Annotated in this window: 13 protein-coding genes; 11 read left to right on the plus strand and 2 right to left on the minus strand. The window is 72.6% G+C overall.

Annotated features, from left to right (window positions below; genetic code table 11):
• Nucleotides 1-92 precede the first annotated feature (92 nt).
• Together HOQ23_RS20175 and HOQ23_RS20180 are read right to left on the minus strand one after the other, a co-directional pair.
• A complete protein-coding gene (locus tag HOQ23_RS20175) occupies nucleotides 93-1403 on the minus strand; it encodes an HNH endonuclease signature motif containing protein (protein WP_172217375.1) in 1311 nt (436 codons plus the stop codon).
• Nucleotides 1404-1535: 132 nt separating this feature from the next.
• Nucleotides 1536-2351, minus strand: coding sequence for a maleylpyruvate isomerase family mycothiol-dependent enzyme (locus tag HOQ23_RS20180; RefSeq protein ID WP_172217377.1), 816 nt, complete (start codon nucleotides 2349-2351; stop codon nucleotides 1536-1538).
• A gap of 90 nt (nucleotides 2352-2441) precedes the next feature.
• On the opposite strand from HOQ23_RS20180, the gene argC reads away from it, so the two are divergent.
• From argC to HOQ23_RS20235, 11 genes are all read left to right on the plus strand, one after another.
• Entirely contained in the window at nucleotides 2442-3479 is a 1038-nt protein-coding gene (gene argC, locus HOQ23_RS20185; RefSeq protein ID WP_172217379.1) for an N-acetyl-gamma-glutamyl-phosphate reductase, read from the plus strand.
• Nucleotides 3476-3991, plus strand: a complete 516-nt coding sequence (locus HOQ23_RS20190) for an ACT domain-containing protein (protein WP_172217381.1) — start codon at nucleotides 3476-3478, stop codon at nucleotides 3989-3991. Before argC ends, HOQ23_RS20190 begins: the two co-directional genes overlap by 4 nt.
• Nucleotides 3988-5139, plus strand: coding sequence for a bifunctional glutamate N-acetyltransferase/amino-acid acetyltransferase ArgJ (argJ, locus tag HOQ23_RS20195; RefSeq protein ID WP_172217383.1), 1152 nt, complete (start codon nucleotides 3988-3990; stop codon nucleotides 5137-5139). The genes HOQ23_RS20190 and argJ overlap by 4 nt, the downstream gene beginning before the upstream one ends.
• Nucleotides 5136-6086: an acetylglutamate kinase gene (gene argB / locus HOQ23_RS20200; protein ID WP_172217385.1), complete on the plus strand. Its 951-nt coding sequence runs from the start codon at nucleotides 5136-5138 to the stop codon at nucleotides 6084-6086. Before argJ ends, argB begins: the two co-directional genes overlap by 4 nt.
• A complete protein-coding gene (locus HOQ23_RS20205; RefSeq protein ID WP_172217387.1) occupies nucleotides 6083-7261 on the plus strand; it encodes an acetylornithine transaminase in 1179 nt (392 codons plus the stop codon). The genes argB and HOQ23_RS20205 overlap by 4 nt, the downstream gene beginning before the upstream one ends.
• Complete coding sequence (gene argF / locus HOQ23_RS20210; protein WP_172217389.1) at nucleotides 7258-8190, plus strand: ornithine carbamoyltransferase; 933 nt, start codon at nucleotides 7258-7260, stop codon at nucleotides 8188-8190. Before HOQ23_RS20205 ends, argF begins: the two co-directional genes overlap by 4 nt.
• Entirely contained in the window at nucleotides 8187-8732 is a 546-nt protein-coding gene (locus HOQ23_RS20215) for an arginine repressor (RefSeq protein WP_172217392.1), read from the plus strand. Before argF ends, HOQ23_RS20215 begins: the two co-directional genes overlap by 4 nt.
• 102 nt (nucleotides 8733-8834) lie before the next feature.
• On the plus strand, nucleotides 8835-10265 hold the full coding sequence (gene argG, locus HOQ23_RS20220; protein ID WP_172217394.1) for an argininosuccinate synthase: 1431 nt from the start codon (nucleotides 8835-8837) through the stop codon (nucleotides 10263-10265).
• A complete protein-coding gene (locus tag HOQ23_RS20225) occupies nucleotides 10265-10729 on the plus strand; it encodes an NUDIX hydrolase (RefSeq protein ID WP_172217396.1) in 465 nt (154 codons plus the stop codon). The genes argG and HOQ23_RS20225 overlap by 1 nt, the downstream gene beginning before the upstream one ends.
• Nucleotides 10726-12153, plus strand: coding sequence for an argininosuccinate lyase (gene argH, locus HOQ23_RS20230; protein ID WP_172217398.1), 1428 nt, complete (start codon nucleotides 10726-10728; stop codon nucleotides 12151-12153). The genes HOQ23_RS20225 and argH overlap by 4 nt, the downstream gene beginning before the upstream one ends.
• 13 nt (nucleotides 12154-12166) lie before the next feature.
• Complete coding sequence (locus tag HOQ23_RS20235) at nucleotides 12167-12769, plus strand: DNA-3-methyladenine glycosylase (protein WP_172217400.1); 603 nt, start codon at nucleotides 12167-12169, stop codon at nucleotides 12767-12769.
• Nucleotides 12770-13116 lie beyond the last annotated feature (347 nt).

Below are 13116 nucleotides of genomic sequence, written 5' to 3' on the forward strand. Positions count from 1 at the left end.
GCTTGTCGAGACCCGGGAGACGCCGGGCAGCGGTCTGCCCCGCCGGCAGGGTGCCGGCGGGTGCTGAGCGTCTATGAGCGGGCGGAGCTCTCCTACGCGTCGGGCGGGTGTGCGGTGACGAGCCGGGTGGTGGCGCGGTCCTTGACCAGGTGGAGGCCGTGGGGCGATCGCCAGAGGTACGTCGCGGCGTCGGTCTTGTCGTAGGTCCGGGCGGTGTGGGTCTTGGCTCGGTGATGTCGGCGGCAGAGCGGTGCGAGGTTGCAGGAGCAGGTCGATCCGCCTGACCCGTGGGCGAGGACGTGGTCGGTGTCGCAGCGCCGGGCCGGGCGTTCGCACCACGGGAACGCGCAGACCGGCTGGGTCAGACGGGTCTGCTCGGTGAGCCGGTCGGGGATCGCGTAGGCCTCGGTGTGGTGGTGGGCCTCGAGGTCGATCACCGGCTTGATCACGACCTGTGTGTCGGTGCCGCACCACTGGCGCACCTGGTCGGTCGACACGATGGACCGGGTCTCCTCGACGTGTGCGATGCCGGCCTCGTCACGGCTGATCGCGGCGTGGGAGAGGTGCACGTGGATGACGACCTGCCGCGGCTTCACCGCCGAGGCCGCACCATCGCCAGCGTCACCGGCCTCGGCGCGCAGGTCGAAGGCGAGCTGGCGGCGGGCGAGCTCACCGGCGGCCATCGAGCGGCGTACGTCGAGGGACTCGGTGCTGCCGAGTGCGGAGAGCTCCTCAGCGCCCTGGCGGACGGCGGCGTCGAGGTCGATGGCGTCGGCCAGGTCGAGGACACCTTCGACGTGGACGATGCCGTCGTGGCTGGCCCCGCGGGTGTGCACGTCGAAGCGTCGTCCGTCGGCGGCTTCGCGGCGCTGCTTCTCCGCGCCCTCGGGGTCGAACGCGACGCGGGCCTGGTCGACGAGCCGCTCGATCCCCGCCCAGCCGATCTTCCCGACGAAGCCGGCGAGCTGGCGGTCGACGAACTCGGCGCCGTCGAGCGGCAGGGTGGTGGTCAGCTGTGCGAGGCGCCGGGCCTTCGAGAGCGGCACTTTGCCGGCGTGGACCAGCTTCCAGGTCCGCTTGAGGCGGTGGGCCAGCTCGAGCGCGTCACCGACCAGCGACCGGGCGGAGTCGGTGGACATGCCCAGTGCGGCGCCGAACTCGATCGGCGCGAACTCCGCCACCAGCGGCGTCCCTTCACCGGTGAGCGGGACGGCGACCTCGCCGAACACCAGCCCGCTCGTCGGCGCCGCGTCGGCGACCGACTCTTCGGGGTGCATCGACGCCCACACCAGAGCGGCCTCAAGGACGTCGATCTCCGCCCGCTGGGCCGCAGCCCGGCGGGACTGTGCGAAGGCCAGCACGGTGGCTGGGGTGTCGCAGTCGGGGAGCTCCGAGTCGGCCATGCCTCATTCTGCTCGAACATGTGTTCGATGACAAGAGGTGTCTCCCCCAAGGGGTCCGACAAGCTCGACCGGCGGCGCGGCGCGCGACCTGCGGTCCTTCACCCGTCCGGCGCCCCGCGCCGGCCGGTCGCCTCAGTCCAGCGACTGATCGATCGCGGCGCGCAGCGCGGCGTAGGCGGCCGGGTCGCCGGCGACCCGCACGACGGAGTCGTCGCGGCGGTGCCACAGCCAGGCGTCCAGATCGGCGGCGGTGCCGCTGAGGACGGCGTCGGGGGAGGTGTCGGGGTCGGCGACGACCTGGAGGTGCGGGCCGTCGTAGACGTGCCCGGACTCGGGGTCGGTGCCGCGGAACGTCCCGGGGCGGGTCCAGATCGCGTCGCCGAGGTCGGTCAGGTCGACGCGCACGAGGTGCGGCCCCGGGTCGATCGCGCCCCAGGCCGGCGCGTCGCCGCCGTACATCACGTCCAGCGCCTCGAGCACGCCGTCGGCGGCGAGCTCGGGGTCCGGTGGCGTCACGGCTCCCGCGGTCTGCTCGGCGTCGAGGCGGTGGATCAGCGCCTCGTGGGCCTGGCGTCGGTACGACGTGCCGACGGTCTGCGTCGGCGCCCAGTGCCATGCGGGCTCACCGGGATCGGCGGCGGCGAGCGCGTCGACGAGGGCGGCGGAGTGCTCGGCGAACGCCTCCAGCAGTCCGTCGTACGACGTGGGGCGCGCGAGCTCGGGCGCGTCCGGGTCCGGTGGTGCGGGGCGCGAGGAGACGATCCCGGCCCAGAACCGCTGGACCCCGGTGAGGTGCCACAGCAGGTCAGCGGCGTCCCACTCCGGACAGGCCGGGACCCGCGCGGCCGGGTCGCACGTGGCGAGCACCTCACCGAAGCGCGCGGACTCGCTGCGGATGGCGGCCAGGAACGTCGGGTACTCGACCCGTGGCGCGGTTGGCGTCGGCATGTCTCGACGCTAGGGGGACTGCGCCGATGTCCGCTACCGGGAATGACCCCGGTTACACATGTTCATGCAAGGGGATGTATTGTCATGCACATGACGCATACCGTCGCCGTCGCCGGAGCCAGCGGGTACGCCGGGGGAGAGGTCCTTCGCCTCCTGCTCGCGCACCCACAGGTCCAGATCGGCGCCCTGACCGCCGGGTCCAACGCGGGTGAGCTGCTGGGATCGCTCCAGCCGCACCTCGTGCCGCTGGCGGACCGGGTGCTCCAGCCGACCGAGGTCGAGGTGCTCGCCGGCCACGACGTGGTCTTCCTGGGCCTGCCGCACGGGCAGTCCGGGGCGATCGCCGCCGCGCTGGCCGAGCAGAGCCCGGACACGGTCGTCATCGACTGCGGTGCGGACTTCCGGCTGCGCGACTCCGGGGAGTGGGAGCGCTTCTACGGCGGCGAGCACGCCGGCACCTGGCCCTACGGCCTGCCCGAGCTCCCCGGCCAGCGCGAGCAGCTCGCCGGCGCCACGCGGATCGCGGTCCCGGGCTGCTACCCGACGATCTCCACGCTGACCCTCGCGCCCGCGGTGGCCGCCGGGCTGGTCGTCCCCGACGTCGTGGTCGTCGCGGCGTCCGGGACGAGCGGCGCGGGCAAGGCCGCCAAGACCCACCTGCTCGGCAGCGAGGTGATGGGCAACGCCAGCGCGTACGGCGTGGGCGGCAGCCACCGCCACACCCCCGAGATCACCCAGAACCTCTCCCAGCTCACCGACGCCAACGTCCGGGTCAGCTTCACCCCGCTGCTGGTGCCGATGTCGCGCGGCATCCTGGCCACCTGCTCGGCGCCGCTCGCCGCGGGCGTCAGCGCCACCGCGGTCCGGGAGGCCTACGAGAAGGCCTACGCCGACGAGCCGTTCGTGCGCGTGCTCCCCGACGGCCAATGGCCCCAGACCCAGTCGGTGCTCGGCTCGAACGCCGTGCACCTCCAGGTCGCCGTCGACGAGACCGCCGGCCGGGTGGTCGCGGTCGGCGCGATCGACAACCTCGCCAAGGGGACCGGCGGCGCCGCCGTACAGTGCATGAACCTCGCGCTCGGCCTCGACGAGGGCCTGGGCCTGACCAGTGTGGGAGTCGCCCCATGAGTACCGAGAACCCCGACAGCCCCGAGAGCACCGACGGCACCGCCGAGCAGGCCTCGCGGACCTTCTCCCTGGAGCAGTTCCCCGAGAAGCTCGCCGTCGTCCACCTGCCTCCCGGCGCGGAGATCCCGGAGTGGACGGAGTCCTCCTCGATCCTCTCGATCACCGCCACCGCGCGCGAGACCTCGCTGGTCTGCGCCGGGCGCAACGTGCCGACCAAGGTCCCGGCGATCCGCGGCCTGACCGCCTTCGCCGTGCAGGGCACCCTCGACCCGACCCTCGTGGGCGTGCTGGTCGAGCTGCTGACGCCCCTGGCGGACGCGGAGATCCCGGTCTTCACGCTGTCGACCTACGAGACCGACTGGATCCTGATCCCTGCGACGGAGGCGGAGCGCGCCGCCGAGGCATGGCGACGACGAGGGCACAGCGTCGTCCTCGCCGTCCCCGTCAAGCCGAGCCGGACGAGCAAGCCCAAGCAGGCCTCGCCGTCCAGGAAGCAGAAGAAGAACAAGTGAGCATCACCAGTCCCCGGGGCTTCCGGGCTGCCGGCGTGAGCGCCGGCCTCAAGACCAGTGGCGGCAAGGACATGGCCCTCGTGGTCAACGACGGTCCCCGCCACGACTCCGCGACCGTGTTCACCACCAACCGTTGCCTGGCCAACCCGGTGCTGTGGAGCCAGGAGGTCGTCAAGGACGGCGTCGTGCGCGCGGTGATCCTCAACTCCGGCGGCGCGAACTGCTACACCGGGCCCGAGGGCTTCCAGACGACCCACGCGGTCGCCGAGCAGGTCGCCGAGCGTCTCGGCATCGGCGCGATCGACGTCGTGGTCTGCTCGACCGGCCTGATCGGCCTGGCCAACCCCCGCCAGGCGCTGCTCGACGGCGTCGACGCGGCGTACGGCGCGCTCGCGACCGACGGCGGCAGCGACGCCGCCGAGGCGATCATGACCACCGACTCGGTCAGCAAGCAGGTCCTCGTCGAGGGCGCGGGCTGGTCGATCGGCGGCATGGCCAAGGGCGCGGGCATGCTCGCGCCGGCGCTGGCCACGATGCTGGTCGTCATCACCACCGACGCGGTCGTCTCGGCCGACGACCTCGACACCGCGCTGCGCGCGGCGACCCGGGTCAGCTTCGACCGGCTCGACTCCGACGGCTGCATGTCCACCAACGACACCGTGACCGTGATGGCCAGCGGCGCCAGCGGCATCACCCCGACGCTCGCGGACTTCACCGAGGCGCTCACCCAGGCCTGCACCGACCTGGCGATGCAGCTGCTCAAGGACGCCGAGGGCGCCGACCACGAGATCGCGATCACCACGATCAACGCGGCCACCGAGGACGACGCCGTCGAGGTCGGGCGCAGCGTTGCCCGCAGCAACCTGTTCAAGGCCGCGGTCTTCGGCAACGACCCGAACTGGGGCCGGGTGCTCGCGAGCGTCGGCACCACGAAGGCCGCCTTCGACCCCGCCGACCTCGACGTCGCGATGAACGGCGTCTGGGTGTGCCGCAGCTCCACGCCGCACACCGACCCCAGCGAGATCGACCTCACCGGGCGCGACGTCACCGTGACGATCGACCTGAAGTCCGGCTCCGAGCGGGCGACCGTCTGGACCAACGACCTGACCCATGCCTACGTCCACGAGAACAGCGCGTACTCCTCATGAGCAACGACTCCAGCGTCGACGACCCGAGCACCTTCGACACCAGCAAGCCCGACCAGGCCAAGGCCCGCACCCTCGCGGGCGCCCTGCCGTGGCTGAAGCGCTACCACGGCAAGATCGTGGTGGTGAAGTACGGCGGCAACGCCATGACCGACGACGTGCTCAAGCGCGCGTTCGCCGAGGACATCGCGTTCCTGCGCTTCGCCGGATTCAAGCCCGTGGTCGTGCACGGCGGCGGCCCGCAGATCTCCCGGATGCTCGACAAGCTCGACATCGAGTCGGAGTTCCGCGGCGGGCTGCGGGTGACCACCCCCGAGGCCATGGACGTGGTGCGGATGGTGCTCGTCGGTCAGGTCCAGCGTGAGCTGGTCGGGCTGATCAACGAGCACGGGCCGCTCGCGGTCGGCTGCTCCGGCGAGGACGCCGGGCTGTTCACCGCCGTACCGGCCAGCACCGTCGTGGACGGCGAGGAGGTCGACCTCGGCCTGGTCGGCGAGGTCACCAAGGTGCGTCCCGAGAGCGTGCTCGACCTGATCGAGGCCGGCCGCATCCCGGTGGTCTCCAGCGTCGCCCCCGACGAGCACGGGACGATCTACAACGTCAACGCCGACACCGCGGCCGCCGCGCTCGCGGTCGCGCTGAAGGCCGAGAAGCTGCTGGTGCTCACCGACGTCGAGGGCCTCTACCTCGACTGGCCGGACCCGACCGACGTGATCGGCGAGATCAGCCCCGAGGACCTCGAGAAGATCATGCCGACCCTCGCCAGCGGCATGGTGCCCAAGATGGGCGCCTGCCTGCAGGCCGTGCAGAACGGCGTGCCCCGTGCGACCGTGGTGGACGGGCGCGAGGCCCACGCCGTGATCCTCGAGCTCTTCACCAACGAGGGCGTCGGCACCCAGGTGCTGCCCGGGGTGGAGACCAAGACCCGGAAGGTGAGGGACTCCCAGTGAGCGACTACCTCGAGCGCTACCCGCACGCGCTCATGAACACCTTCGGCCCGCCGAAGCTGGTGCTGGTGCGCGGCGAGGGCTCCCACGTCTGGGACGACCAGGGCCGCGAGTACGTCGACTTCCTCGGCGGCATCGCGGTGAACACCCTCGGGCACGGCCATCCGGCCGTCGTCGAGGCCGTGCAGCGCCAGATGTCGACCCTGGGCCACGTGTCCAACTTCTTCGCCACCCCGCCGCAGGTCGAGCTGGCCGAGCGGCTGCTCGAGCTCGCCGGCGTCGCGCCCGGCGCGGGGAAGGTGTTCTTCACCAACTCCGGCACCGAGGCCAACGAGGCGGCCTTCAAGCTGTCCCGGCGCACCGGCCGCACCCACGTCGTGGCCGCCGAGCACGGCTTCCACGGCCGCACCATGGGCGCGCTCGCGCTGACCTCGAAGGCCGCCTACCGCGAGCCCTTCGAGCCGCTGCCCGGCGACGTGGAGTTCGTGCCGTACGGCGACGCCGACGCTCTGCGCGCGGCGGTCTCCGAGCGCACCGCGGCCGTCCTGCTGGAGCCCATCCAGGGCGAGGCCGGCGTCAACGTCGCGCCCCCCGGCTACCTGGCCGAGGCCGGGCGGATCGCCCACGAGCACGGCGCGCTGCTGTGGCTCGACGAGGTGCAGACCGGCATGGGTCGCACCGGCCGCTGGTTCGCCAGCGCCGACGCCGGGGCCTCCCCGGACGTGCTGACCCTCGCCAAGGGCCTGGGCGCGGGCTTCCCGATCGGTGCCTGCATCGGCCTCGGCGAGGCCGGCGACCTGCTCCAGCCCGGCAACCACGGCACCACCTTCGGCGGCAACCCGGTCGCGTGCGCGGCCGCGCTGGCCGTCATCGAGGTGATCGAGTCCGAGCAGCTGCTCGCCCACGCCACCGCGCTCGGCCAGCGGCTGCGCGACGGCCTGGCCGCCGACCCGCGGGTCACCGAGGTGCGCGGCGAGGGCCTGCTGATCGGCCTGGACCTGGTGTCGGAGTCCTCCGCCGACGTCGTCGCCGCGGCGCTCGAGCACGGCTTCATCATCAACAACCCCACGCCCGGCCGGATCCGCCTGGCGCCGCCGCTGAACCTCTCCGAGGCGGACGCGGACGCGCTGGTGTCGGCCTGGCCGGCGATCCTCGACTCCGCGGGGGTGGGCGCATGAGGCACTTCCTGCGCGACGACGACCTCACCCCCGCCGAGCAGGCGGAGATCCTCGAGGCCGCCGCGGCGATGAAGCACGCGCCGTACGACGCGAAGCCGCTGGTCGGCCCGCAGACGGTCGCGATGATCTTCGACAAGCCGACCCTGCGCACCCAGGCGTCCTTCGGCGCCGGCATCGCCGAGCTCGGCGGCAACCCGATGCTCATCGACGGCGCGCTGGCCGGCATCGGCAAGCGCGAGTCGGTCGAGGACGTCGCCCGGATCCTCGGGCGCCAGGTCTCGGCGATCGTGTGGCGCACCTACGCCCAGTCCGACCTGGAGACGATGGCCGCCCACGCCGGCGTACCGGTGGTCAACGCGCTCACCGACGAGTTCCACCCCTGCCAGCTGCTCGCCGACCTGATGACGGTGCGCGAGCACAAGCCGGAGCTCGCCGGGCTCACCGCGACCTTCTTCGGCGACGGCGCCAGCAACATCGGCAACTCCTGGCTGCTCGCCGGCGTCACCGCCGGCATGCACGTGCGGATCTCGGCCCCCGAGGGCTACACGCCCTCGGAGGAGATGTTCGCCCGGGCCCGCGAGATCGGGGAGCAGACCGGCGGCACCGCGACCTGGGAGCCGGACCCGCGCGCCGCGGCCCGCGGCACCGACGTCGTGGTCACCGACACCTGGGTCTCGATGGGCAAGGAGGAGGAGGCCGACGCGCGCACCGCGATCTTCGGCCCCTACTCGGTCACCCAGGAGCTCTTCGAGCTCGCCGAGCCCGACGCGATCGCCATGCACTGCCTGCCGGCCTACCGCGGCAAGGAGATCGACGCCGAGGTGCTCGACGGCATCCAGAGCGTCGTGTGGGACGAGGCCGAGAACCGCCGCCACGCCCAGAAGGCGGTGCTCGACTTCGTGCTGCGCCACGCCGGGGAGCGGGCGTGACCGAGGGCTCCGGCTCGGTGCAGCGCCCGGCGACCAAGACCGCGCGGCACCAGCTCATCATCGAGCTGGTGTCCAGCCACGAGGTCCGCTCGCAGTCCGAGCTCGCCGACCTGCTCGCACGCGACGGCGTCCACGTCACCCAGGCCACGCTCTCGCGCGACCTGGTCGAGCTCGACGCCGTCAAGGTGCGCGCCTCCTCCGGCACGCTGGTCTACGCCGTACCGGGCGAGGGCGGCGACCGCCGCCCGCGCCCGCCTCGCGAGACCGCGGCCGGCAGCCAGCGGCTCGCGCGCCTGTGCGGCGAGCTCCTGGTGAGCGCGGAGTCCAGCGCCAACCTGGTGGTGCTGCGCACCCCGCCCGGCGCCGCGCAGTTCCTCGCCTCGGCGTTCGACAAGGCCGAGACCGCGGACGTCCTGGGCACCATCGCCGGCGACGACACGGTGCTGGTCATCGGCCGCGAGCCGGACGGCGGCGAGGCCCTGGCCCGCCGGTTCCTGGCGATGGCCGAGGCCCACGCCGAGGAGCGCGACCCCGAGGCCTGAGCCCCACCCCCGGCCGGCACCGCCGGCCACCCTCGTCGGCCGGCGCGCCCGGCCGACCCCCACCGCATCAGCAACACCCACCCGAACAGGAAGAGAACCTCTGTGAGCAAGGTCCTGACGTCCCTCCCCACCGGCGAGCGGGTCGGCATCGCGTTCTCGGGCGGCCTGGACACCTCGGTGGCCGTCGCCTGGATGCGCGAGAAGGGCGCGATCCCGTGCACCTACACCGCGGACCTGGGCCAGCCCGACGAGCCGGACATCGACGGCGTCCCGGTGCGTGCCAAGGAGTACGGCGCCGAGATCGCGCGTGCCGTGGACTGCCGCCCGGCGCTGGTCGAGGAGGGCCTGGCCGCGATCGCGTGCGGCGCCTTCCACATCCGCTCCGGTGCGCGCACCTACTTCAACACCACCCCGCTGGGCCGGGCGGTCACCGGCACGATGCTGGTGCGCGCCATGCACGAGGACGGGGTGGACATCTGGGGCGACGGCTCGACCTTCAAGGGCAACGACATCGAGCGGTTCTACCGCTACGGCCTGCTCGCCAACCCCGCACTGCGCATCTACAAGCCGTGGCTGGACGCCGACTTCGTCCACGAGCTCGGCGGGCGCACCGAGATGAGCCAGTGGCTCGTCGAGCGCGGGCTGCCCTACCGCGACAGCCAGGAGAAGGCCTACTCCACCGACGCCAACATCTGGGGCGCCACCCACGAGGCCAAGATCCTCGAGCACCTCGACACCTCCCTCGAGGTCGTCGAGCCGATCATGGGCGTGAAGTTCTGGGACCCCAGCGTCGAGATCGAGACCGAGGACGTCACGATCGGCTTCGAGCAGGGCCGCCCGGTCACCATCAACGGGCGCCGCTACGACGACGCCGTGGCGCTGGTGCTGGAGGCCAACGCGATCGGCGGACGCCACGGCCTGGGCATGTCGGACCAGATCGAGAACCGGATCATCGAGGCGAAGTCGCGCGGCATCTACGAGGCGCCGGGCATGGCACTGCTGTGGACGGCGTACGAGCGCCTGCTCAACGCGATCCACAACGAGGACACGGTCGCGAACTACCACCAGAGCGGTCGCCGCCTGGGCCGGCTGCTCTACGAGGGCCGCTGGCTGGACCCGCAGTCGCTGATGCTGCGCGAGTCCACGCTGCGCTGGGTCGCCTCCGTGGTCTCCGGCGAGGTCACCCTGCGGCTGCGCCGCGGCGAGGACTACACGATCGTGCGCACCGAGGGCGACTCGTTCTCCTACCACCCCGAGAAGCTCTCGATGGAGCGCACCGAGAACGCCGTGTTCGGCCCGCACGACCGGATCGGCCAGCTGACGATGCGCAACCTCGACATCGCCGACTCCCGCTCCAAGCTCGAGATGTACGCCGCCCAGCCGCTCGACCAGGGCCAGGTCCTCGTCGAGAACGGCACCCTCTTCGGCGAGCTGCCCCCGGGCGGTGCCGAGACGATCACGGAGAACCCCGAGGTCGCCGGCGACGAGGAGATCGCGCTCGAGGCCGCGGCCATGGAGTTCGGCACCGACTGATGCCCGTCCCGCGCACGGCCGCCCGGGTGCTGCCCGTCAGCCCCACCGGCGAGGTCCTGCTCCTGCAGGCCCGCGACCCCGCCCGCCCCGACGACCTGCACTGGGTCTCGATCGGCGGCGCGGTGGACGCGGGGGAGTCCCTCGCCGAGGCGGCCGTGCGCGAGCTGCGCGAGGAGACCGGGGTCGTGGTGCCCGTGGAGGCGCTGTCGGCGCCGCTGCACCGCGTCACGCACCCGTTCTCCTGGAACGGCACCGAGTACCTCAGCGACAACACCTTCTTCGCCCTGCCCCTGCGGCGCGACGTGGAGGTGAGCCTGGCCGGGCTGGAGCCGGCCGAGGTCGGTAACGTCCTCGGAGCGGCCTGGTGGCGCCCGGAGGCCCTGGCGGTCGACGGCACCGCCGCCTCGGCCGACCTTCCCGAGATCATGGACACCGCGATCGCCGTGGTGAGAGGAGAGACGTGAGCACCACCAACGAGGGCAAGCTCTGGGGTGGCCGGTTCGCCGGCGGTCCCTCCCCCGAGCTGGAGGCGCTGTCGCGCTCCACCCACTTCGACTGGCGCCTCACGCCGTACGACCTGGCGGGCTCGCGCGCCCACGCCAACGCCCTGCACCGCGCCGGCCTGCTCACCGACGCCGACCACGCCGAGCTGCTGCGCGGCCTCGACGTGCTGGGGGAGCGCTACGCCGCTGGCGAGCTGCACCCCGGCCCGGGGGACGAGGACGTCCACGGGGCGCTGGAGCGACTGCTGCTCGACGAGGTCGGGCCCGACGTGGGCGGCCGGCTGCGCGCCGGTCGCAGCCGCAACGACCAGATCGCCACGCTGTTCAAGGTGTTCCTGCGCGACCACGCGGCCGTCGTCGCCGGGCAGGTGCTCGACCTCGTCGACGTGCTCGCCACCCAGGCGCGCGAGCACCTGGGCGAGGTGCCGACCGTGATGCCCGGTCGCACCCACCTCCAGCACGCCCAGCCGGTGCTGCTGGCCCACCACCTGATGGCCCACGCGTGGCCGCTGCTGCGCGACGTGGCCCGCCTCGCCGACTGGGACGCCCGCGTCGCAGCGGACTCGCCGTACGGCTCGGGCGCGCTGGCCGGCCAGAGCCTCGGGCTGGACCCCACCCAGGTCGCCGCCGAGCTCGGCTTCTCCGGCTCGAGCGCCAACTCCATCGACGGCACCGCGTCGCGCGACTTCGTCGCCGAGTTCGCCTTCGTCGCCGCGCAGGTCGGTGTCGACGTCAGCCGCCTCGCCGAGGAGGTCATCCTCTGGTCGACGCGCGAGTTCGCCTTCGTGACGCTGCACGACTCCTGGTCGACCGGGTCGAGCATCATGCCGCAGAAGAAGAACCCCGACATCGCCGAGCTCGCGCGCGGCAAGGCCGGCCGGCTGATCGGCAACCTGTCCGGGCTGATGGCGACGCTCAAGGCGCTGCCGCTCGCCTACAACCGGGACCTCCAGGAGGACAAGGAGCCGGTCTTCGACTCGGTGGACACCCTCGAGGTGCTGCTGCCGGCGTTCACCGGGATGGTCGCGACCCTCACCTTCGACCGGGACCGCCTCGCCGAGCTGGCGCCGCAGGGGTTCTCCCTGGCCACCGACATCGCGGAGTGGCTGGTGCGCGAGAACGTCCCGTTCCGCATCGCCCACGAGGTCGCCGGTGCCTGCGTGCGCCGCTGCGAGGAGCTGGGCTGCGAGCTGCACGAGCTCACCGACGCCCAGTTCGCCGAGATCTCCGAGCACCTCACGCCCGGGGTCCGCGAGGTCCTGACCGTCGAGGGCTCGGTCGCCTCCCGGTCCGGACGCGGCGGCACCGCGCCGGTGCGCGTCCGCGAGCAGCTCGACGAGCTGGTCGCCGCCGTCGCCGCGCACCGCGAGCGGCTCTCCGCCTGATCCGACCGCACCGATGACCACCAGTCGCGACCTGCTCGCCGTCCTCCGGGGACCGGCCGAGCAGGTCGCGCCGCTTCTGCTCGGTGCCGAGCTGCGCAACGGCCCGGTCGCGATCCGCCTCACCGAGGTCGAGGCGTACGCCGGCGCCGCCGACCCGGGCTCGCACGCCTTCCGGGGCCGCACCGCGCGCAACGCCACGATGTTCGGTCCGGCGGGACGGCTCTACTGCTACTTCACCTACGGGATGCACGTGTGCTGCAACGTGGTCACCGGCCCCGAGGGGGAGGCGAGCGCGGTGCTGCTCCGTGCCGGCGAGGTGGTCGACGGCCTCGAGCTGGTCCGGGAGCGCCGCCCGGGGAGCACCGACCGCGATCTGGTGCGCGGTCCCGCCCGGCTGTGCCGCGCACTGGACATCTCCCTCGACGACGACGGCACGGACCTCGTCGCCGGGCCGATCCGGCTCACCCTGCCGGAGCCACCGGACTCCGAGCGGCTCGCGCCGGAGGTGTGCAGCGGACCGCGGGTCGGGCTGCGCGGGGCCCCCGAGCGGCCGTGGCGGTTCTGGCTGGCGGGGGAGCGCAGCGTCTCCGCCTACCGCCCGGCGAAGCCTCGCTGAGGCCACCACGACCCCCGGTTTGGCACGTCCGCAACCCGCGTGTAATGTTTCTTCTCGCCGCAGCACGCGGCTCCGAGACCCGGGCCTCTGGCCACGGTGACCATGGAGCGGCTCGCTCGGCAGCAGGATCACCAGCTCGGCCAGGCCGAGTTGACCGGCTCGCTCAGATCCGGTAAGTTTCTGCAGGTTGCCCCGACAGAGAGGCCGCAAGGCCGATCACCGGGTGTGTCTGATCCTTGAGAACTCAACAGTGTGTCATATAGTCGACGAATTAGTTTGTTATGCCCCGTCGACATGATCTTGGCTTTGCCTTGGTGGTGTCGATGGTTTCTTTGACAATGATTCTG

Origin of the sequence: Nocardioides sp. zg-DK7169 (assembly GCF_013155365.1) — a bacterium.
Taxonomy (GTDB): domain Bacteria; phylum Actinomycetota; class Actinomycetes; order Propionibacteriales; family Nocardioidaceae; genus Nocardioides.

Excerpts from the sequence above, each read along its gene's own strand:
- HOQ23_RS20175 (WP_172217375.1), bottom strand. The coding sequence starts at position 1,403 with ATGGCCGACTCGGAGCTCCCCGACTGCGACACCCCAGCCACCGTGCTG.
- HOQ23_RS20180 (WP_172217377.1), bottom strand. The coding sequence starts at position 2,351 with ATGCCGACGCCAACCGCGCCACGGGTCGAGTACCCGACGTTCCTGGCC.
- argC (WP_172217379.1), top strand. The coding sequence starts at position 2,442 with ATGACGCATACCGTCGCCGTCGCCGGAGCCAGCGGGTACGCCGGGGGA.
- HOQ23_RS20190 (WP_172217381.1), top strand. The coding sequence starts at position 3,476 with ATGAGTACCGAGAACCCCGACAGCCCCGAGAGCACCGACGGCACCGCC.
- argB (WP_172217385.1), top strand. The coding sequence starts at position 5,136 with ATGAGCAACGACTCCAGCGTCGACGACCCGAGCACCTTCGACACCAGC.
- argF (WP_172217389.1), top strand. The coding sequence starts at position 7,258 with ATGAGGCACTTCCTGCGCGACGACGACCTCACCCCCGCCGAGCAGGCG.
- HOQ23_RS20225 (WP_172217396.1), top strand. The coding sequence starts at position 10,265 with ATGCCCGTCCCGCGCACGGCCGCCCGGGTGCTGCCCGTCAGCCCCACC.
- HOQ23_RS20235 (WP_172217400.1), top strand. The coding sequence starts at position 12,167 with ATGACCACCAGTCGCGACCTGCTCGCCGTCCTCCGGGGACCGGCCGAG.